Origin of the sequence: Janthinobacterium saanense, assembly GCF_014200675.1 — a bacterium.
Classification (GTDB): Bacteria; Pseudomonadota; Gammaproteobacteria; order Burkholderiales; family Burkholderiaceae_D; genus Janthinobacterium.
This window is the reverse complement of the sequence record NZ_JACHCI010000008.1, coordinates 142,230-162,538: the sequence shown is the minus strand read 5'-3', so window position 1 is coordinate 162,538 and position 20,309 is coordinate 142,230. Positions and strand designations below refer to the sequence as shown.

Here is a 20,309-nt window from a genome sequence, read left to right as displayed (position 1 = left end):
TTTATGGATGAGCCCAGCGCTATTGCAGCATCAGCTTGCTCAAGATGCCCAGGTTCAGGAGGATCAGGGTGCTCATCATCCAATAGACATGTTTCATGTCCGCCCCCTGCCGCAAATCCATGCGTTCGAGCCGACCGTGAATTTGCTGTTCGCCTAGTTTGATCGCCGACAGCAGGTTTTGTTCCAGCGCAGACAGTTCACCGCGTGCCACGGCTGACGATGCCAGCGCATTGCCCAAGGCTGCTGCATGGGCTTCCGCCTGCGGTGCGGGGACGCCAGCAGAGGATAATTTTTTGGCGTAATCGAGTGTATCGAATTGGATGGACATGTTCATGATGCTCCCTGTCTTCCAGACTAGCAGAAAAAGTGGCAAATGCCAGCGCCGTATATCTGGTGCTGGCATCAATGAGCGTAGTCCTTTGTGCCAGCACCGGTTTGCGCAAGCACAAGCCCATGAAAAAGGGCGCCGCAGCGCCCTTTCCAACGATCATCTGTCTTGCTTACTGCATCAATTCCTTGATGACTTTGACGGGTGCGCTGCCATAGCTGAGGAATTGCTCATGGAAATCCTTCAGCACGAACTTGCTGCCCAGCGCCTGCTTGCGTTGTTCGCGCAAGTCCATGATTTCGCTGAAACCGCTGAAATAACTGGTCAGTTGAACTGAGCTCAGCTGCACGCGGCGCCATTTTTCCTTCGCTTCACGCGGGGTCTGGAAGGCCTGGCGCGTCAGCAAGTCGAGCGCCTGTTCTTCCGTCATGCCCAGCACGTGCACGCTGTAATCGAGGATGGTATTGGTGACGCTGCGCAAGTTCCATTTCGAGTACATCAGCCACATTTCCGGCGCATTGTCGCCATAACCGGATTCGAGCATCATGCGCTCGCCATACACTGCCCAGCCTTCGACCATGGCGCCGTTACCGAAGATGGACTTGATCAGCGATGGCGACTTGTTGGCATAGATCAGCTGCGTGTAATGGCCAGGAATGGCTTCGTGGATATTGAGGATTTGCAAGATCCAGTGGTTGTATTCACGCAAGCTGCTTTCCTGCTGTTCCGGCGTTTCGCCATCGAGCGGGGTCACGTTGTAATAAGTGCGGTCTTGCGGACGATACGGACCCGGCGCTTCAATGCTGGCGCCAGCCACGCCGCGCTGGTAGACCGGCGTTTCACGCACCACCAGCGGTTTTTTCGGGTCCATGGTCAGCAGGTTGTGGCTGGTGACCCAGGCTTGCAGTTCGGGAATCTGGCGGCGGATTTCAGGTACGAAATCGGCCGGCGCCACGTGATTGCTCGACAGCTTGTCGATCACCATGCCGATCTTGGCCGTGCGGTCAGCCGGCTTGGGCGTATCGCCCATGGTCTTGGTCCACAGTTCGTCGGACAGGCTATCCATATGCGTCAGCAGCTTTTCACGCTCATCCAGGGCCTTCTGGTACATCTGCTCCGCGCTGACGCCGGCCTGTATATCGTAGGCAAATTTCTGATCATACAATTCCTTGCCGATACGGAAGGAGCGCGCGCCATTCTGCGCCAGCAAGGCGTCTTGCTCGCCCAGCCAGCTGGCATAGCCTTGCACCGCCGTCTTGGCGGCAGTGATGCGCACGTTGTACAACTGCTTCTCGGTCGGCGTCAGGATCGACGCTTGCGCCGTCTTGTTCAGGTCGTCGAGCACGCTCAGCACGCCTGCGCTTTGTGCGATGGCCAGCTGCGTGTGTTCACGCGTCGGATGACTGATGCTGGCGCGCGCCGCCGCATAATATTGCGGCACGGTGGCGATGCGCTTGAGCAAGGTGCGCAGGCGCTGCGGCTGGGCCGCATACTCCGTATTGAGGATAAAGTCGATCGTGCTGGCCACATTGTATTCGGCCGGATTCCACTCGAAATCGCGGAAGGTGGTCAGATACCAGCGGTCCGATTGCAGCTTGTTGGTGACCAGCGCCAGGTCGGTGCGCTGTTTGGGCGACATTTTGCTGCCGTCGAGCTTGCCGAACTTGTCCATCCACTCATCGATGAAGGCCAGGCGCGCCTGGCGGTTGGCTGCGTCGGGGATGGTGAGATTGGCTGCGCCATCGTATTTGCCGACGGAGATCGCCGCTTCCGGATCGAGGCGCCACAGGGCCGTCAGGAACTGGCCGCTGAGATTATTCATGGCGCGGTCGCGGCTGTTTTCTGCCGCGACCGGTGCTGCGGCAGCTGTTTTCTTGCTGGCGCTGGCGGCTGCCTTGCCATGTTTCTGGGTTTTCTTGGCGGCCATGGCGGGCGCCGTGGTGAAGGCCATCATCAATGCAGCGATTACAACTTTATTCTTCGTCATCATCTCAAATCTCTTGATTATTTGGTTATTTGTAAAAATCAGTGAATAAAAACCTGACAATATAAGTAACAAACAATTATTTTTAACGTGGGTTTGCTTGCCTGGACGGCCCAAAGATTAGCATCAATTACCCGGCCTGCGCAGATTTTTGCGGCGGGCAAACGGTGTCAGCACTTAGAGTGTGACGGCGTGGCTGGGTATCATCTCTTGCAGACGCGCATTCACGCTGGCCACGGCGTCCTTGCCGCGCGCCATGCCGCTGGCGAAAATTTCCGTGTCCTGGGTATAACGCTGGCTGATGCGTACCGTATAAGAGCGGAACAGCCAGCTCCAGAAATTGCTTTCATAGCTAGCCTCATCCATGTCGCGCCATTTCACGCCGTTCAATTTCTTCTTCCACGGCAAGATGCCCGAGGCCAGCCATACGCCAGCCTCGTCGTAATACAGCTGCACGCTGCGGATAGACAGAAATCGATAGCCGACGATTAGCGCCGAGCCGATCAGCACCACCAGCGCAGCGCGCGTGTTGTACTTGAAAGCCAGCGGCAGGGCAGCGAAAAACAGCAGCACCGCCAGCACGAAGGTGCCGACGTAGGCTGTCCAGGATTTACCGCACAGAAAAGTGGCGCGCTGGCCGGAAGTGGTGGCGATATAGTCGGTCATGGTGCTGGAAAGAAAAAAGGAAAATCATCATCGCATGGAATGCGTTTGCCCTTGTGTTTTTTACTGCTTCAACCCTTCCTGCAACATGCCCAGCATATCGCTGGCCGACATGCGCGCCGCTGCGTCGCTGCCTTCCAATAAGCTGTCAGCCAGGTCGCGCTTGTGCTGGTGTAATTCGACGATGCCTTCCTCGATCGTGTGCTTGGCCACCAGGCGGTAAATCGTTACCGGGCGCAATTGCCCCATGCGGTGGGCGCGGTCCGAAGCCTGGTCTTCCACGGCCGGATTCCACCACGGGTCCATATGGATCACGTAATCGGCCGCCGTCAGGTTGATGCCCATGCCGCCCGCTTTCAGGCTGATCAGGAACACCTCGCCTTCGCCCGCCTGGAAGGCATCGACGCGGCGCTTGCGCTCCTGCATGGGCGTGGCGCCATCGAGATACTGATAGCTGATGCCATGTTGCTCCAGATGTTTGCGGATCAGGCTCAGGTGGTCGACGAACTGGCTGAAGACCAGCACCTTGTGGCGGTTTTCCAGCAAGCCCGACAGCAGTTCTGCGAAGGCTGCCAGCTTGCTGCTGGCCAGGCCCAGTTCCGGCGCCACCAGTTGCGGGTTGCAGCAGGCGCGGCGCAGCTTCATGATTTCGGCCAGGATCTGGATGGCTTTTTTCGAGGCTGGTCCTTCCACCATGGCCAGCTTTTCCAGCGCTTCGCGGCGCAGCGATTCATACAGCGCCGTTTCCTGCGGCGACAACTCCACTTCCAGCACGATTTCCGTGCGCGACGGCAATTCGGATAGCACTTGCGTCTTGGTGCGGCGCAAGATGAAGGGCGCGATCAAACGCCGCAACCGCAGGCGGGCGCCGGCTGCGGCGCGCTTGTCCTGGTCTTTTTCGATCGGGCCCGCAAAGCGCAGGTTGAACTGGTCCAGGGTGCCCAGCAAACCTGGGTTAATGAAACGGAACAGATTCCACAATTCGCCCAGATGGTTTTCCAGCGGCGTGCCGCTGGCCACCATGCGGAAGTCCCCTTGCAGGGCCATCACGGCTTGCGAGCGCTTGGTCGCGCCATTCTTGATCGCCTGCGCTTCATCGAGCACGATGCTATGCCAGCGTACGCCGGCAAACATGGCCGCCTCCTGCTGCAGCAAGCCATAGCTGACTACCACCAGGTCGAAGGCTTGCACATTGTCCAGCATCCCGGCGCGGTCGCCGCTGCCGAACAGTTTCACTTTCAAGGTGGGCGCAAAACGCTGCGCTTCGCTGATCCAGTTCATGCACACGGAGGTGGGCGCGACCACCAGCGCGGGGCCATTCGGTGCGCGCGCCAGTATCAGGGCCAGCGCCTGTAAAGTCTTGCCCAGGCCCATGTCGTCGGCCAGGCAGGCGCCCACGCCCCAGTGCGCCAGGCGCGCCAGCCATGCGAAGCCGGCCAGCTGATAGTCGCGCAAGTCCGCCTGCAAGGTGCTGGGCAATTGCGGCTGATACTCGTCCAGTGCGCGCAGGCGCAGCAAGTGTTCGCGCCACAGCTTGTCGGCTTTGACGCCGCCGGCGTCATTGGCCAGCTCCTCCAGCGCAAACGCCGCCAGCGGATGCACATGCACGCCATCGTCGTGCGTTTCGCCGTACGCCGCCAGTTCCGACAAGCGGCGGTGCAATTCATCGCTGAGGGCCAAAAACTGGTTATCGCCCAGGGCCACGAAGCGGCTCTTGTTGTTCTGCATCAAGTCGAGCAGGGCGCGCAAATCCATCACCTTGTTTTCATCGATCTGCACTTCGCCGCTGGCGGCAAACCAGTCTTTTTCGCTCTTGATGTTCAGGCGCATCTGGGCGCTTTCGATGCGCTTGGAGACGCGGAACGATTCGCCTTCTGGCCAGGCCAGCACGATGCCGGCCGGGTCCAGTTCCTGCAGCTCCACCAGCAGCTGCAAGCACAGCGAAGGCTGGCCCAGCAGCCATTCGCCGTGGTCTTCCTCGGCTTCTTCCAGCACCAGGCAACGTCCGATCAGCTGGCGCTGTGCTTCGCGTTCGGCATTGAGGTCGCGGCGCGCTTGCACGGCCCGCCCTGCCACGTCGGCAAACACGCTTTCGGCGCCGCTGCCGGGGGCGTAATACGCGCCATTATCGAGCAGTGGGCGCACCAGTATCTGCATCTTCAAGCCCTGGCTGTAGGGCAACAAATGCACATGCAGGCGACGGTCGGCGGTGATGAGTTCGGCGTCACTCGCGCCGCCGCCGATATCCGATTGCACGGTCACCATGGTCGAGATGGCGCCTATCGCTTGCAACACTTGTTTTTCCGCATGCAGCGGCACCGACAAGCCGCTGCCGACGATGGCGCCGATGCGCCGGTGCTCGTCCAATATATGCACCACGCGCAGCCGGGTCGGGGTTTCCTTGGCCACCACCACGCTGCCGCCATTGTCGGGCAGCGGCGGTTGCAAACCCAGCCATAGCTGGCCGCCGTGCGACTTGATCAAGAGTTCCGGTGCGCCGGCCAGCAATTCCACGCGCGTTTCGGGCGCATCGAGCCAGAACACCAGCGGATGGCCGACCAGCAGCACGGCCGCCTTGTCGGCCTCGATTTCATAGCGCGGCGCCGACGAGTAATATTGCTTGAATGGTGCAATACTGCCGGCCGCGCGCACATCTTGCGGCGACAGGAAATCGATTTCGCCCACTTCTTCGGCCAGGCGCTTCAAGCCCATGGCGCGGCCCTTGCTCCAGCCGCCGCGGACATCGCGCTTTTGCTCGCGCACTTCCACTTCCGTGATGCCATGGCGCGCATCGAACGCCACCAGCCACACCAGGCGCGAAATATTGCCTGGCGTTTCCAGCGGGGCGTTTTGCTGCAGGTTGATCAGGGCGCTCAGCTGGCGCTGCCATGCTTCCTGGCGTTCGAACCAGGGCGCCATGTCCGTCAAGCCATGCTGGGCCCGCCTGGACGTGGCATAACGTTCTTGTGCCGGCTCGCCCATCAGGCCCAGCAGGCCGGCCGTTTGCGCCGCGATCAAGTCATAGCCGGCCGCGTCGGCTTGCTGCACCAGCGCATGTAATTGCGGTGTGCGTTCGCTCAATTGCGGCAGGGCCAGCCAGTAGTACAGCAAGGCCTGGAACAATTGCGCCTGCAGACCCGTTTCCCAGTTACGCGTGGGAATGATGTCCGCTTGCATGATGCCGGCGCGCACCTGGCGCAGCATGCTCAGTTGCTGGTAGACCACGCTGTCATGGTTGGGTTGCGCGTGCAGGGCGATATCGAGATAGGTTTCCGCCGCTTTCAAGGCTTTGGCGTCATTGCTGCGCAGCAAGGTCAGCACATACAGATGGCCGCCGATGCCGCTAAAGCACAGCTTGCGTTTGCCGCTTTCCTTGCGCAAGCCCTTCAAAGCCGTTTCAAAGCCCGCCACGGCGTGAGCATGTTCACCGCGCAACACGGCAATGCTGCTGTCGATAAACAGCGCCTGCGGCCCTTGCTGGCTTGCCAGGTACTGTGCGGCAATATCGAGCTCGCCGCACAGCAGGGCGTCTTCAGCCAGGGCCAGCGGCAGGGCGGCGGCGATATGGTCGCCGATCGCCGACTGGGCCGCGAAATGCGCGCGCGCGCAGGCGCGGATGGCTTGTGCCGTGGCCGGTTCACGCGGTGCATTGCCCAGCAGCACGGCCAGGATTTCATCCTGTAATTGGGGCACGACGAAGGACAGCATGTCCGGCTCGAATGGCCGGCCAAAAATCTCGATCAGCGGATGCAGTTGCTGCGCTTCATAACAGGCCATACAGGCGGCCAGGATGGCGGCTATCTGGCGTGTTTCATCGTTGCGCAGCAGGGCGATGCGCAAACGCGCCACGCCTTGCCGGTAACTGCGCAATTCCACATAGCCATCCCAGTTGCGGCGCACGGGATTGATCAGCTCGATTGCCTGGCACAGGTCGCGGAACACCAGGTGTTCGATGGCCGCGTGCATGGCGGGCCAGCGCAGCCTGGCGGCGCAGGCAAAACCGCGCCCCACCACCTCTTCCGCATACGCCAGGCGGGCCAGGCGCTGCAGCATGCCGGTGACGACCGCCAGCGTGAATGGCGTGCCGTCAGGCTCGACCACATTGGCGCGCTGCAAGTGTTCATACACGGCATGCTTGCCAACCGGCTCGCCGGCGATGGCCAGCAAGGCCAGGATCATTTTGTCGTGCTGTTCCAGCGCGTTGAATTCATTGAGCAAATGCTGATCGGTCATGCGGCTTCCGCGTCGGTGTTACGGTGAAAAGTCAGGCAGGCAGATTATCGATGTGTACGGGCGCCTCGCCGGCAGGCGTGGCCAGTTTCAGCACGCGCTGATAAAAATACAGCTCCGCGTCCAGGGTGCGCACGATGTTTTCGGCCTTGCGGAAACCATGGCCTTCGCCTGCCAAGGGTACATAGGCCACCGGCACGCCGCGCGCTTTCAAGGCGTCGACCATCAGTTCGGATTGCTGCGGCGGCACTACCTTGTCATCGAGGCCCTGCAGGAAAATCATGGGGCGCGACAATTTATCCGTGTGGTGGATGGGCGAGCGCTCGCGGTACAGCACTTCGGCTTGCGGCTGGGATGCGATCAAATAATCGGTATAGCGCGCTTCGAACTTGTGCGAATCGAGGTCCAGTCCCTTCAGATCGGACACGCCGTAATAGCTGGCGCCCACCTTGAATACATCGTGGAAGGTCAGCGCGCACAAAGTGGTAAAACCGCCGGCGCTGCCGCCACGGATGATCAGGCGTTCAGGATCGGCCAGGCCATGGGCGGTCAGATAACGCGCGCCGGCGATGCAGTCTTCCACGTCGACAATGCCCCATTGCCCCTTGAGCGCATCGCGGTACTCGCGGCCGAAACCGCTGCTGCCGCCGTAGTTCACGTCCAGCACGCCGATGCCGCGGCTGGTCCAGTACTGTGTCGCCAGTTTCAAGGTGTTGCTGGCCATGCTGGTAGGGCCGCCATGGCTGATGACGATGACCGGTGGCAAGCTGCCTTCTGGCGCTTGCACGTCCACATTGTGGGGCGGGTAAAAGAAGGCGTGCGCCGTGCGGCCGTGGTTGCTGGGAAAACTCAGGCTGCGCGGCACGGACAGGTAGCCGAGCGCAGGCAGTGCCGTGATCGACTGGGCCAGCACTTCCAGTTCATTGTTCGACAGATCGATGCGGGCCAGTTCCAGCGCGATGGTCGGGCTGCCGCCCAGCAAGGCCAGGTAGCCCGGCCCCACGCGCAGTTCGCGGATTTCCTGGTACGGATGGGCAATGGCTTCCAGCCTGGCGCTGCCCACGGTTAATTGCCCCAGGTGGCTGACGCCCTGCTGGATATAGGTGCAGATGATCTCGTCGGACGACAGGAAACCGTACATGGAAGCGCCGAAGGTCCAGTGCGGCGTGGCAAATTCCGCTTCCATCGGGCATAGCGCCTCGATATCGGCGCCGTGCAATCGATACAGATTCCACCAGCCGCTGCTGTCGGAAACAAAATGCAGCAAGCCGTTCGGGGACCATTCCGGCTGGCAAATCGATTCACGCTCGCCACCGGCGATCAGGCGCGGCGAACCCAGCGTGCCATCGGCATGCACGTCGGCCAGCCACAGCTCCGTACCCTGCCACGGCAGGCGCGGATGGTCCCAGCTGATCCAGGCCAGCTGGCTGCCGTCCGGCGACAAGCGCGGCGCCGCATAAAAATCGTGGCCGCGCGCCAGCACCGTTTCGCTGCCGTCAAACTGCACCGCGGCCAGGCTGTTTTCGGGATGGGCGTGGCCTTGCTCCGGATGCTGTTCGCGCACGGCGATCAGGCGGCTGCGTGCATGGTCGACGACGAAGTCGGCATGCCGCGTGGTGCCGCCGGCGCTGAACGCTTCGGGGGCAGCATCACCGCTCTGGCGATACAGGCGGTTGTCGGCGAAATGCGAAAAATACACGGTATCGCCATCGACCACGTAGGCGCCGCCGCCGTATTCATGCACGCGCGTGCGCACATTGAACGGTAGCGGCGTCAATTCATCGACCCGCGCGCCGCGCTGGCGCAGCAGGGTATTGCGGCCTGCTTCGCTGGCGCGGCCAGCGAGCCAGTAGACATCGCTGCCATCCGCGCCGCCCAGGGCCAGTTGCGTCAACGGCGAGGCGCCGGCGGCCACCAGTGCGGCGCTGATCGGCGAAGGCCAGGCGCCATAAGGGGCGGTCGTACGGGATGGGATCGATGTCATGCAGGCTCCGTGTGGTAGTGGGCGAGAACGCCGCCCGGCGTCGTGATGCAGCGTGGCGGCGTCCATCATCATAATGGAAGGGACGGCACAGCGAAAGCTATTGTCCATGCGGCAAATGCTGCAAACGAGCACTGGAATCAATGATTTAGCCTCGATTGGATGCGATAATACTGCTTCTTCAAGCTCGATTGCCCGCCATGCCACAATTTGCTCCGCTCCAGAACGATACTTTCTTGCGCGCCCTGTTGCGCCAGCCGACCGAGCACACGCCAGTCTGGCTGATGCGCCAGGCGGGCCGCTACCTGCCCGAATACCGCGCCACGCGCGAGCGGGCCGGTTCCTTCCTGGGCCTGGCAAAGAATCCCGATTACGCGACCGAAGTCACCTTGCAGCCTTTGGAGCGTTTCCCGCTCGATGCCGCGATCTTGTTCTCCGACATACTGACCGTGCCCGACGCCATGGGCCTGGGCCTGTATTTCGCCGATGGCGAAGGCCCCAAGTTCGAGCGTCCGCTGCGCACCGAGCAAGATGTGATGGCCTTGCAAGTGCCGGACCTGTCCTCGCTCGACTACGTTTTCAATGCCGTCACGCAAATCCGCACGGCATTGAACGGCCGCGTGCCGCTGATCGGTTTTTCCGGCAGCCCATGGACTCTGGCCTGCTATATGGTGGAAGGCGGCGGCTCGAAAGAGTTTCACACCATCAAGAAGATGCTGTACAACCGTCCCGACCTGATGCACCACATCCTGGCGATCAACGCCACCTCCGTGGCGCAATATCTGAATGCGCAAATCGATGCCGGCGCGCAAGCCGTGATGATTTTCGATTCCTGGGGTGGTGCGCTGGCCGATGGCGCCTACCAGGAATTCTCGCTGTCCTATATGCAGCAAGTGGTGGCGCAGTTGAAACGCGACAAGGATGGCGTGAAGATTCCCGCCATCGTGTTTACCAAGGGCGGCGGCCAGTGGATCGAGCAGATCGCCGACATCGGCGCCGACGCCGTAGGCCTGGACTGGACCGTCAACCTGACGCGTGCACGCCAGCTGGTCGGCCATAAAGTGGGTTTGCAGGGCAACCTCGACCCGGCTATCCTGTTCGCCAGCCCCGAGCAGATCCGTGCCGAAGTGGCCAAGGTGCTCAACGCCTTTGGTGCGCCATCGGAAGGCAACGGCCACGTATTCAACCTGGGCCACGGTATTTCCCAGTTCACGCCGCCGGAATCGGTGGCCGCCATGGTGGAAGCCGTGCACAGCATGAGCCGCGCCATGCGCAGCGGCCAAGGGCTGGCTAAATAAGCAAGTAGCTTGCTACGGGCGCCGCTGGCGCCTGGCGATCTGGAAGCAGGTTTTCCCTCGGGAAGCCTGCTTTTTTATTGGGCACGCTGCGAGGCAGAGGCGACTTATGCACAATTTTTTTTGCTGCGGAAATAACAGGCAGCTGAAAACCGTAGCCCGGAGGGCTATTGCAAGTAATTGATTTGTAAGGGCTAATTTTTTTCGTTTTGAATATACCTTGCCATATCTGGCAAGGTTGTTCCACCAGGCGTCGCGCTTATCCGTTCATTGTCCACAAAGTTATCAACAGATTCTGTGGATAAAAAAGAAAAGTATTTTGTTAACGGGCACTTAGCGTCATTGTTCAGGTTTTACCTGAAGTTCATGCTGCATTGCATGATATTTAAATAATTTTCCATCTCGCCATTGCTGCAATCGATTGCCTTCGGCGGCGGCTTGCCGGTTTGATCTTGTTGTAAAGAGAATGTTTTGATTTTCACTAGCTAATTTGCTGTAATTGCTGAGTAAAAATTTTGAGAATAGTTCAGTTATGCACAGAAGCAGAAAGATGCCAGCCATTTTGCCTCTCCGGGGCATGATTTTTCAAGTAACTGATTTTAAACGATTAATTTTTATATCGTGCCCCCCTTGACGCAGATGCGAATTTTATATCCACATTATTCTCGAAGTTAATTTTGCTTTGTCCACAAAGTTATCCACAGAATTATCTTCAGACAGCATGGGCTATTTTTTCGCTCCGGGCGCCTGCCTGAGGGCGGGTGTAGGTATTCGGCGGACAGACCAAGTATCATGGCCGGCTGGCCCGTGGGCTGTGGCATCGCCGGGTGCGATTTTTTATCAAGATAGGCAAGACTCATGACGCAGGGCATACTCAGGCAGTGCATCCTTCAAATCGCGCTCGATACGCCCCTGAACGCCGTGTTCGACTATCGTTGGCGTAGTGAGGACGATGCGCCGCTGCCGCAAGTGGGCCAGCTGGCGCTGCTGCCGTTTGGCCGGCGCGAAGTGGTCGGGCTGATCGTCGGCATCGCCGATAGCACGGATGTGCCCGACGCAAAACTGAAAGAGGTGCTGGCGGTGCGCTCGCAGCTGTCGCCCCTGTCGGCCGAATGGCTGGCGCTGGCTGCCTTTGCCGCCGATTATTACCAGCGCCCGCTCGGTGAAGTCGCCTTGCCCGGTGTGCCGAAAAACCTGCGGGTCCTCACTACCGTGGCGCTGGATCGCGCCATCAAGAAGCTGGCCAAGCTGCCCGACGCCCATGACGGCACGCCCTTGAACATGCCGGCGCTGAACCCGGCCCAGCAGGAAGCGGCGGACGCCATCGGCGGCGCGCAGGGTTTCAAGCCGACCTTGCTGTATGGCGTGACGGGCAGCGGCAAGACGGAAGTGTATCTGCAGGCCTGCGCCCAGGTGCTGGCGCGCGAAGACGATGCGCAGATCCTGATACTTGTGCCTGAAATTAACCTTACGCCCCAGCTGGAAGGCAATATCCGCGCGCGCTTTCCCGGCGTCATGCTCGCTACCTTGCACAGCAGCCTGTCGGAAGGCGAACGCATGCTGCACTGGCTGGCTGCGCACCAGGGCCAGGCGCGCATCGTGCTGGGCACGCGCCTGGCGGTACTGGCTTCCTTGCCCAAGCTCAAGTTGATCGTTATCGACGAAGAACACGACCCGTCTTACAAGCAGCAGGAAGGCTTGCGGTATTCGGCGCGCGACCTGGCCGTCTGGCGTGCCTGGCAATTGCAGATACCCATCGTGCTCGGTTCAGCCACGCCGTCGCTGGAAAGCTGGCATCACGCCCAGACGGGGCGCTACCGCAAGCTGGAATTGCGCGAGCGGGCCGTCAAAAATGCGGTCTTGCCGCGCGTAAAATTGCTCGACATGGAGCGCGACAAACCGAAAGACGGCCTCACTTCGCACCTGGTGGCAGCCTTGAAGTTGCGCATGGAACGCGGCGAACAGTCGCTGCTGTTTTTGAACCGGCGCGGTTATTCGCCCGTGATCTGCTGCGAGTCCTGCGGCTGGATCAGCAACTGCACGCGTTGCACCTCGTTCATGGTGCTGCACAAACCCGAGCATCGCTTGCGCTGCCATCATTGCAGCCTGGAATTGCGCATCCCCCGTCATTGCCCCACTTGCGGCAACGTCGATCTGCAGCCGCTGGGACGCGGCACGCAGCGGGTCGAAGAAGGTCTGCAGCAACTGTTTCCAGAAGCGCGCATCTTGCGCATCGACGCCGATTCCACGCGCAAGAAGGGCAGCGCGCAAGAGGCGTTCGATACCGTGCACCGCGGTGAGGTCGACATCCTGATCGGCACGCAGATGGTGGCCAAGGGCCACGATTTCAAAAAGCTGACTTTGGTGGGTATCTTGAACCCTGACACGGCCCTGTTTTCACAGGATTACCGGGCCAGCGAGCGTTTGTTTGCGCAACTGATGCAGGTGGCGGGCCGGGCCGGCCGCGCGGCGCAGACAGAAGGCGGCAGCGTTTCCGAAGTGCTGATACAGACGCGTTATGCGCGCCATCCGCTGTACGACGCCGTGGTGAACCACGATTACGATCATTTCGCCACCAGCCTGCTGGAAGAGCGGGCACAAGCAGCGTTGCCGCCGTATCTGTTCCAGGCCCTGTTGCGCGCCGAAGCGCCGGAATTGGCGACCGCCATCGAGTTCTTGCAGGCGGCCAAGGATTGCATGGCGCACCCGGCCATCACCATCAATGATCCGATTCCGATGAGCATGACGCGTGTCTACAATGTGGACCGCGCCCAGTTGCTGCTGGAATCGGCCTCGCGGCCCGCCTTGCAAGCGTTCCTGAAGGAATGGCTGACGGCGCTGCGGGCCATGAAGTCGCGCGTCAAATGGTCGCTGGAAGTCGATCCGCTGGACATTTAATTAGTGCAGATAATCGCGGCCCGCCTTGATGATCTGTTCCGACAGCAACTTGGTAAATGGCGTATCCAGCGCCCAGGCATGCCAGCTCAGAGGCAGGTCCAGCGTGCGGCCAGGCAGCAAGTCCACCAGCCTGTCCGTGGCCAGCGCCTGCGCGGCCAGCCGTTGCGGCATCAAGCCATAGGCCAGGTTATTCTGGATGCAGGCCCGGCGCGCGCTCTCCACCGGTAAAGTGTGATGTGGGAATGGCTCGCGCATGCCCAGTTGTTCGCTGAGGAAACGCGCCAGCAAGCAGTGCTGGCTGACCACGGCCGGCGCCAGCAACGCCGCCTCGCGTGAAAAACCATCACCAAACCAGTGCCCCGCAAACACGGGTGTGGCCACGCAGACATAGGACAAGGTCCCCAGCGGCGTGACGCTGATGGCCGCTGCCGCATCGCCAGTCATGCTGGCGGCCGCCACACAGCCGAAGACGCTACCGTCGCGCACCATTTGCAGGGCAGCATCGCTATCGGCCAGGCGCACGTCGAGCTGGCAGCGGGGCGGCGCCAGCAGTGCGCTCAGGGTATCGGGGAACCAGCTGGCCAGGCTGTCGGCATCGATGGCGATAGCGATTTCCGGCATGCTGATGCTGTTGCCCAGGTCGATATCGAGCGACGCTTCCATCAACTTCACGTTGCGGTAATGCACGATCAGGCGCTGGCCCAGGCCCGTCGGCACGGCTGGCTGGCCACGAATGATCAGCAAGCGCCCGCTGGCGTCTTCCAGCGCCTTGATGCGCTGCGACACGGCTGACTGGGTAATGCCCAGGGCCAGGGCGGCCTTGTCGAAACTGCCGTGGCTGGCAACGGCGTCCAGCACGGCCAGCGCGCGATAATCGAATGATCCCATTAGCTGTGCTTATATATTTTGAGAATGATTAGTAATACTAATGCATGTGTTGCCGCAAAGTAAAACCTTATTTTCAGCAAAAGGGTAGTATCGATGCTCGCAAACACACCAACACAGCGGGACGGAGCAAGACATGAAGACGATACAAGTGGATGTGGCCGTGATCGGCGGCGGCACGGCAGGCATGACGGCCCACAGGGCGGCGCGCCTCGATGGCAAGCGCGTGGTGATGATAGAAAGCGGCCCCTACGGCACGACCTGCGCGCGCGTGGGCTGCATGCCCAGCAAATTGCTGATCGCCGCCGCCGAAGCGGCCCATGCGGTGGCGGCCGCGCCCGCGTTTGGCGTGTTTCCCGGCCCCGTGAAGATTGATGGAAAGCAGGTGATGGCCCGCGTGCGTAGCGAGCGCGACCGCTTTGTCGGCTTCGTGCTCGAAGGCGTCGAGGCGATCCCCGAGGCTGAAAAATTGCAGGGTCATGCGCGCTTCCTGGCGCCCAACAGACTGCAGGTGGATGATCACACCATCGTCGAGGCTGGCAGCGTGGTGATCGCCACCGGTTCCACGCCCATCGTGCCGCCCGAATGGCAGGCGGCCGGCGAGCGCGTGATCAATAGCGACGCCGTGTTCGACTGGACCGATTTACCCGCTTCGGTGGCGGTGGTGGGCAGCGGCGTGATCGGACTGGAGCTGGGCCAGGCGCTGGCGCGTCTGGGCGTGCGCGTGAGCTTGTTTGCGCGCGGCACCAAGCTGGCGCAATTGAGCGATCCGCGAGTCTTGCAGGAGGCCGCCACGGTGCTGGCAAAAGAGCTCGACATCCGCTTCCAGACCAGCGTGGCCAGGGTGGAAAAGGCGCTTGATGGAGCAGGCATTTTGCTGACCAGCCGCGATGGTGAAGGCCAGGAAAAAACCGAGTCCTTTGAGTACTTGCTGGCCGCCATCGGACGCAGCCCGAATGTGCACGATATCGGCCTGGACGCGGCGCATATCGAACTCGACCGTCATGGCATCCCCGTGTATGACAAGCACACCATGCAGTGTGGCACGAGCGCCATTTTTATTGCCGGCGACGTTGACAACGACGTGCCGCTGCTGCCAGAAGCGGCCGACGAGGGGCGTATCGCGGGCGACAATGCGGCGCGTTATCCGCAAGTGACGCCGGGCTTGCGGCGCACGCCGCTGGCGATTGCTTTCAGCGAGCCGCAGATCGCCACCGTGGGCGCCACTTACCAGCAATTATCGATCAGCCATTCGGGCCACTTTGCCATCGGCAGCGTGTCATTCAGCAACCAGGGCCGCAGCCGCGTGATGCTGCAAAATCAGGGCTTGCTGCGTGTTTATGCAGAGTTCGGCAGCAAGCGTTTCCTGGGCGCCGAGATGATAGGTCCACGCGCCGAGCACTTGGGCCATCTGCTGGCTTGGGCGTGCCAGGCAGAACTGACGGTGCCCGCCATGCTCGAGATGCCGTTTTACCACCCGGTCATCGAGGAAGGCGTGCGCACGGCGCTGCGCGCACTGGTCGCGCACCTCGATACGGAACCAGAACATGTGGCCGACTGTGCCGATTGCACGCCAGCACCGTGATGACTGGCCGTCCTTAAGTTTCCAATGTCGTTGTATTTATGGTAATTTATTTGTGTAAATAGTCAGTGTACAGTTGTTTTTGTTATCAAAAATACTTACCATTATTTACAGAAGTACACACACCATGGATGGCAAATGTCTGCGCGCTTGCGCCAGTTTCCCGTTTTTCAGACATAGGCTATGACGACAATCTCACTGGAGCTTAGCGATGAAAAAACTGATCTGCCTGATAGCGCTGTTTACCGCCGTCTTGTCGTCCAATGCCTATGCCGGTTACGGCACCATATACATTCTTAGGGACCATAGCAATCTGGGTGCGCTGGCCAGTCCGGGTCAGATCAGCGATAGCTTCGAAAGTGTTACCAATGGAGGCGTATCGCTCAACTTTCAGATTCAGGGATATGGCAGTCTTGATGGTGCGAATGCCTACAGCGATGTGTTTAACTTGACACTCAACGGCAACACAGTATTGAGCGCGACCTGGGATCTGGGCGGCGGTGGCGCCAACGTGATTTACGCTAATCCCTACAATGCCGTGGCCAAGGCTGTATCGAACGGCAGTTTTTCCGGTGGCAAGGTGGACGTATTCATCCCTGTTCTCTGGTTGGTTACCGGACTCAACACGCTCACGTTTTCCTACTCGGGCCAGGATGAGGGCCTCGTTAACGAGGGATGGGGTATTAACCGGGTGTACGTAGCGAGCATACCCGAACCTGAAACCTATGCCATGCTGCTGGCCGGCCTGGGTTTGCTGGGCTTCATGACGCGCCGTAAATCAGGCAGACAAGCTGCCTGATACAGGCTTGGCGGAGTCAATTAATTGAGCAGATCCGTATCCAGGCGGCCCTCGGCCGCCAGTTCACGCAGCAGGCGTATCGTGTCGATGTCCGATTCCTGATAGGCGGAGCGGCGGAAGTCATCGTACATGGCGTTGGCCGCATCGGTGGCGGCGTCGTGGCCGTCGTCGTACTGGAAACGCACCCACAGGCTGGCTTCATCTGGCATCTCGATCGTCATGACGAGCGACGAAGCGCTGATATCCTTCTGCGCGGCTACTTCATAACGCACCTGCATCTGCGGCACCAGGATCACCTTGTCTTCGATCACCAGTTCGCCGTAGCGCAAACGGCGCGAAAAGCCGCTGCCGCCACGCTCGCTGATCTGGCATTCATCCAGATGCGGCACGAACAGCTTCGGCGATTCGGCGCGCAGCACCAGGCCGCGCCACACTTGCTCCAGGCTCAGGGTGTCGATCAGCGGGTTGAGGGGATCGTTGATTTCTATCAGGTGTTCAAATTTCATAGGGCTGCCATTTGGTAAGTTGGAACGCAGGGGCGATATAGGCGGAATGGTACTCCAGGCAAGGCTTTGCCGCACAGTGTCAATCGGGCTAGATGGCGACCGTACTAAATTTATCAACGCCATTGCCCGTTTTTCAGGCATATGCTGGAACGCAAATGGCCTGCACGACGCTGTTACAATGGGCTGCTGTTCCCTCCGGAAATACCCTGATGTCCAAAGCGCCACAATTCGGTCTTAACGTTCCCCAAAGCGAAGCGGTTACCTATCTCGACGGTCCCTGTCTGGTGCTGGCGGGCGCCGGTTCGGGCAAGACGCGCGTGATCACGCAAAAGATCGCCCATCTGATCGAAGACCGTGGCTACGATCCGCGCACCATTGCTGCCTTGACGTTCACCAACAAGGCGGCGCTGGAAATGCAGGAGCGCATCGCCAAACTGCTGAAACAGCCACGGCAGGCCAAGCAATTGACGGTGTCGACTTTCCACTCGCTGGGGGTGAAAATCCTGCGCCAGGAAGCCAATGGCGTGGGGCTGAAAGACCGGTTTTCCATCATGGATAGCGACGACTGTTTTTCGCTGGTGCAAGATTTGGCGATTACCACCGATAAACAGATTATCCGCCAGATCCAGACCGCCATGTCGCTATGGAAAAATGGCTTGATCGACCCGGACACGGCGCTGGCGCAAGCCAAGGATGAAGACGAGGCCAACGCGGCGCGCATTTACCGCAGCTATGTGGCCACTTTGTCCGCTTACCAGGCGGTCGATTTCGATGACTTGATCCGTTTGCCGGTGGAATTGTTCCGCAACAATGGCGCCGTGCGCGACAAGTGGCAGCGCCGCCTGCGCTACCTGCTGGTCGATGAATACCAGGACACGAACACGTGCCAGTACGAACTGGTGAAACTGATGGTGACGGGCATCGGCAAGAAGCCGATGTTTACGGCCGTGGGCGACGACGACCAGGCGATCTACGCCTGGCGCGGCGCTACCGTGGAAAACCTGAAAACGCTGGAGACGGATTTCCCCGATTTGCGCGTTATCAAGCTCGAGCAGAATTACCGCTCCACCATGCGCATTTTGAATGCCGCCAATGCCGTCATCGGCAACAATCCTAAGCTGTTTGAAAAGTCGCTGTGGTCTGAACATGGCCTGGGCGAACCGATCAAGGTGCTGGGCATGCAGACCGACGAGCAGGAGGCGGAACAGGTCGCCATCATGATTTCGGCCGACCATTTCGAGCGCAAGAATAAATTTTCCGATTACGCGATTTTGTACCGGGGCAACCACCAGGCGCGCATCATCGAACAGTGTTTGCGCAAGGAACGTATTCCGTACACGATTTCGGGTGGCCAGAGTTTCTTCGACAAGGCCGAAATCAAGGACATCATCAGTTATTTGCGCCTGCTGGCCAATGAAGACGACGATCCGGCCTTCATTCGCGCCGTGACCACGCCGCGCCGGGGCGTGGGCCAATCGACCCTGGAAGTGCTGGGCGCGTTTTCAGGCCAGTGGCAGTGCTCGCTGTTCCAGGCCGTGTTCAAGGGCGGCATCGAAGCCAAGCTGACGGATCGCCAGCTGGGACCGCTGCGCGACTTCTGCAACTTCATCAATGATCTGGAATCGCGCGCAAGCCGTCCGGGACCGTCCGGCAGCGGCGATAACGCGGCCGAAGTACTGGACGACATGATGAAGGAAATCCACTACGAATCGTATCTGTACGATGCGTTTGAAGAGCGGCAAGCGCAAAGCAAATGGCAAAACGTGCTGGAATTCGTCAACTGGCTCAAGGAGCGTGGGCGCGGTGGCAAGGAGCGCGACGGCGAAGAAAAGAACGTGCTGGAACTGACGCAGATGGTGGCCCTGATGACCATGCTGGAAGGCAAGGATGAAGAGCAGGACGCCGTGCGCATGTCCACCCTGCACGCCTCGAAAGGGCTGGAGTTTCCACACGTGTTTCTGGTCGGTGTGGAAGAGGGTATCTTGCCGCACAAGGGCGACGCCGATGCGCCTGCCGAAACGATGGGCGCGCGCATACAGGAAGAGCGCCGTTTGATGTACGTCGGCATCACGCGCGCCCAGCGCACCTTGCACGTCAGCTGGTGCAAGAAGCGCAAGCGGGCCGGTGAGCAAGTCCATTGCGACCCGTCGCGTTTCATCAAGGAAATGGAACTCGATGTGGGCGACGCCGTGCCGACGGAAGCGGAAGTGATTTCACCGAAAGAACGGCTGGCGCGCATGAAGGCCTTGCTGAATACGCCCAAGGGATAAGCTCAGATCGCTCCGCTCTCATGCGAAGGTTTGGGCACGATGGCAAACTGCATGCCCAGCGCATCGAGCATGGTGAGGATGGTTTCGAAGCGTGGCTTGCTGCCGGCGCGCAAGGCTTTATACGCACCTTCACGCGTGATATCGGCTTGCGCCGCCACCTTGCCCATGCCGTAGGCACGCACCACGTCGCTCATCGCCGCGCGGAACAGATCGGCATTGCCGGTGGCCACGATTTCGCTCATGTAAGCGGCCACCGCTTCCTTGCTGCTCAGGTGTTGTGTCGGGTCGAAAGGGGACAGGCCCAGCGCTTCGAGGTCGTCCAGATCGAAGTCATTGTCGATGGGTGATTTCATTTTTTACGCACTCCTGTTGATGTGCCCGCTGCCTGTTTGCGGATGGCCGCTTGCCGGGCTCTCAGTTCTTTCAAAATCGCCTGGGCTTTTTTGATGTCGCGCTGCTGGCTCGATTTATTGCCGCCGAGCAGCAACAAGATCAAGGTTCCCAGATTCGTCTCGTGAAAATACACGCGCCATCCGGGACCCGTCTGTAAAAAGCGCAATTCGCACACGCCTTCGCCCACCGCACTCCAATCGCCTTTTTTGCCATGCTGCAAGTTCTTGATGCGGGCATCGATGGCGGCTGCCGCCACGTCATGCAGACTATCTTCCCAGCGGCGATATTCGGCAGTCTTGCGCGTGTCGATCAGTAACAACGCAGGCGGCGCTGCGTCAATTGGATCAGTCGGCATAGTCATTGTAATCGTTTGTTCTCATTCGTCAAGCGGGTTTATCCGTGATTGCACTGAGAATAGCGAAGAATGGCAGCTGGTTTGAGACTAAGCGCATGCTGTTTGACCTGTCTCGCAAGTGCGGACGGTAAAATGCGCCT

At 59.9% G+C, this 20,309-nt stretch carries 15 protein-coding genes; 5 read left to right on the top strand and 10 right to left on the bottom strand.

From position 1 onward, the window contains the following. Positions 1–19: 19 nt before the first annotated feature. The 5 genes from HDE72_RS13415 to HDE72_RS13395 form a co-directional block, all read right to left on the bottom strand. Positions 20–334, bottom strand: a complete 315-nt coding sequence (locus tag HDE72_RS13415; protein WP_183741585.1) for a hypothetical protein — start codon at positions 332–334, stop codon at positions 20–22. Between the two features lie 166 nt (positions 335–500). Next, positions 501–2,315: a DUF885 domain-containing protein gene (locus HDE72_RS13410; protein WP_183741706.1), complete on the bottom strand. Its 1,815-nt coding sequence runs from the start codon at positions 2,313–2,315 to the stop codon at positions 501–503. Between the two features lie 174 nt (positions 2,316–2,489). Further along, positions 2,490–2,978, bottom strand: a complete 489-nt coding sequence (locus HDE72_RS13405; RefSeq protein WP_183741583.1) for a hypothetical protein — start codon at positions 2,976–2,978, stop codon at positions 2,490–2,492. 60 nt (positions 2,979–3,038) lie between these two features. After that, the gene (locus tag HDE72_RS13400) at positions 3,039–7,208 is read right to left on the bottom strand and encodes a DEAD/DEAH box helicase (protein ID WP_183741581.1); all 4,170 of its coding nucleotides are present in this window, start codon (positions 7,206–7,208) and stop codon (positions 3,039–3,041) included. A 31-nt stretch (positions 7,209–7,239) separates the two neighbouring features. Continuing rightward, on the bottom strand, positions 7,240–9,189 hold the full coding sequence (locus HDE72_RS13395; protein ID WP_183741579.1) for a dipeptidyl-peptidase 5: 1,950 nt from the start codon (positions 9,187–9,189) through the stop codon (positions 7,240–7,242). 197 nt (positions 9,190–9,386) lie between these two features. Here HDE72_RS13395 and hemE point away from each other — a divergent pair, with 197 nt between their 5' ends. Further along, positions 9,387–10,484, top strand: coding sequence for a uroporphyrinogen decarboxylase (gene hemE, locus HDE72_RS13390; protein ID WP_183741577.1), 1,098 nt, complete (start codon positions 9,387–9,389; stop codon positions 10,482–10,484). Positions 10,485–10,820: 336 nt separating this feature from the next. On the opposite strand, the gene HDE72_RS13385 is transcribed toward hemE, so the two are convergent. Continuing rightward, positions 10,821–11,042 carry a hypothetical protein gene (locus HDE72_RS13385; protein WP_183741575.1) on the bottom strand — a complete coding sequence of 74 codons (222 nt, stop codon included), beginning with the start codon at positions 11,040–11,042 and terminating at the stop codon, positions 10,821–10,823. Between the two features lie 297 nt (positions 11,043–11,339). Here HDE72_RS13385 and HDE72_RS13380 point away from each other — a divergent pair, with 297 nt between their 5' ends. Beyond that, the gene (locus tag HDE72_RS13380; RefSeq protein WP_183741573.1) at positions 11,340–13,379 is read left to right on the top strand and encodes a primosomal protein N'; all 2,040 of its coding nucleotides are present in this window, start codon (positions 11,340–11,342) and stop codon (positions 13,377–13,379) included. Here HDE72_RS13380 and HDE72_RS13375 read toward each other — a convergent pair whose 3' ends face one another. Further along, positions 13,380–14,267, bottom strand: a complete 888-nt coding sequence (locus HDE72_RS13375) for an ArgP/LysG family DNA-binding transcriptional regulator (protein WP_183741571.1) — start codon at positions 14,265–14,267, stop codon at positions 13,380–13,382. It lies immediately after the preceding gene. A 133-nt stretch (positions 14,268–14,400) separates the two neighbouring features. Here HDE72_RS13375 and HDE72_RS13370 point away from each other — a divergent pair, with 133 nt between their 5' ends. Together HDE72_RS13370 and HDE72_RS13365 are read left to right on the top strand one after the other, a co-directional pair. Then, positions 14,401–15,849 carry a dihydrolipoyl dehydrogenase gene (locus tag HDE72_RS13370; protein ID WP_183741569.1) on the top strand — a complete coding sequence of 483 codons (1,449 nt, stop codon included), beginning with the start codon at positions 14,401–14,403 and terminating at the stop codon, positions 15,847–15,849. A 208-nt stretch (positions 15,850–16,057) separates the two neighbouring features. Then, a complete protein-coding gene (locus HDE72_RS13365; RefSeq protein ID WP_183741567.1) occupies positions 16,058–16,645 on the top strand; it encodes an FxDxF family PEP-CTERM protein in 588 nt (195 codons plus the stop codon). Between the two features lie 20 nt (positions 16,646–16,665). Here the strand turns inward: HDE72_RS13365 and HDE72_RS13360 are convergent, their stop codons facing one another. Further along, positions 16,666–17,151 carry an SRPBCC family protein gene (locus HDE72_RS13360; protein WP_183741564.1) on the bottom strand — a complete coding sequence of 162 codons (486 nt, stop codon included), beginning with the start codon at positions 17,149–17,151 and terminating at the stop codon, positions 16,666–16,668. A 209-nt stretch (positions 17,152–17,360) separates the two neighbouring features. On the opposite strand from HDE72_RS13360, the gene HDE72_RS13355 reads away from it, so the two are divergent. Further along, positions 17,361–19,421, top strand: a complete 2,061-nt coding sequence (locus tag HDE72_RS13355) for a UvrD-helicase domain-containing protein (protein ID WP_183741562.1) — start codon at positions 17,361–17,363, stop codon at positions 19,419–19,421. 2 nt (positions 19,422–19,423) lie between these two features. Here the strand turns inward: HDE72_RS13355 and HDE72_RS13350 are convergent, their stop codons facing one another. Both HDE72_RS13350 and HDE72_RS13345 read right to left on the bottom strand, forming a co-directional pair. After that, complete coding sequence (locus HDE72_RS13350; protein ID WP_183741560.1) at positions 19,424–19,774, bottom strand: addiction module antidote protein; 351 nt, start codon at positions 19,772–19,774, stop codon at positions 19,424–19,426. Continuing rightward, positions 19,771–20,175 (bottom strand): type II toxin-antitoxin system RelE/ParE family toxin, encoded by a 405-nt coding sequence (locus HDE72_RS13345; RefSeq protein ID WP_221291262.1) that lies wholly within the window; start codon positions 20,173–20,175, stop codon positions 19,771–19,773. The genes HDE72_RS13350 and HDE72_RS13345 overlap by 4 nt, the downstream gene beginning before the upstream one ends. Between the last annotated feature and the right edge of the window lie 134 nt (positions 20,176–20,309).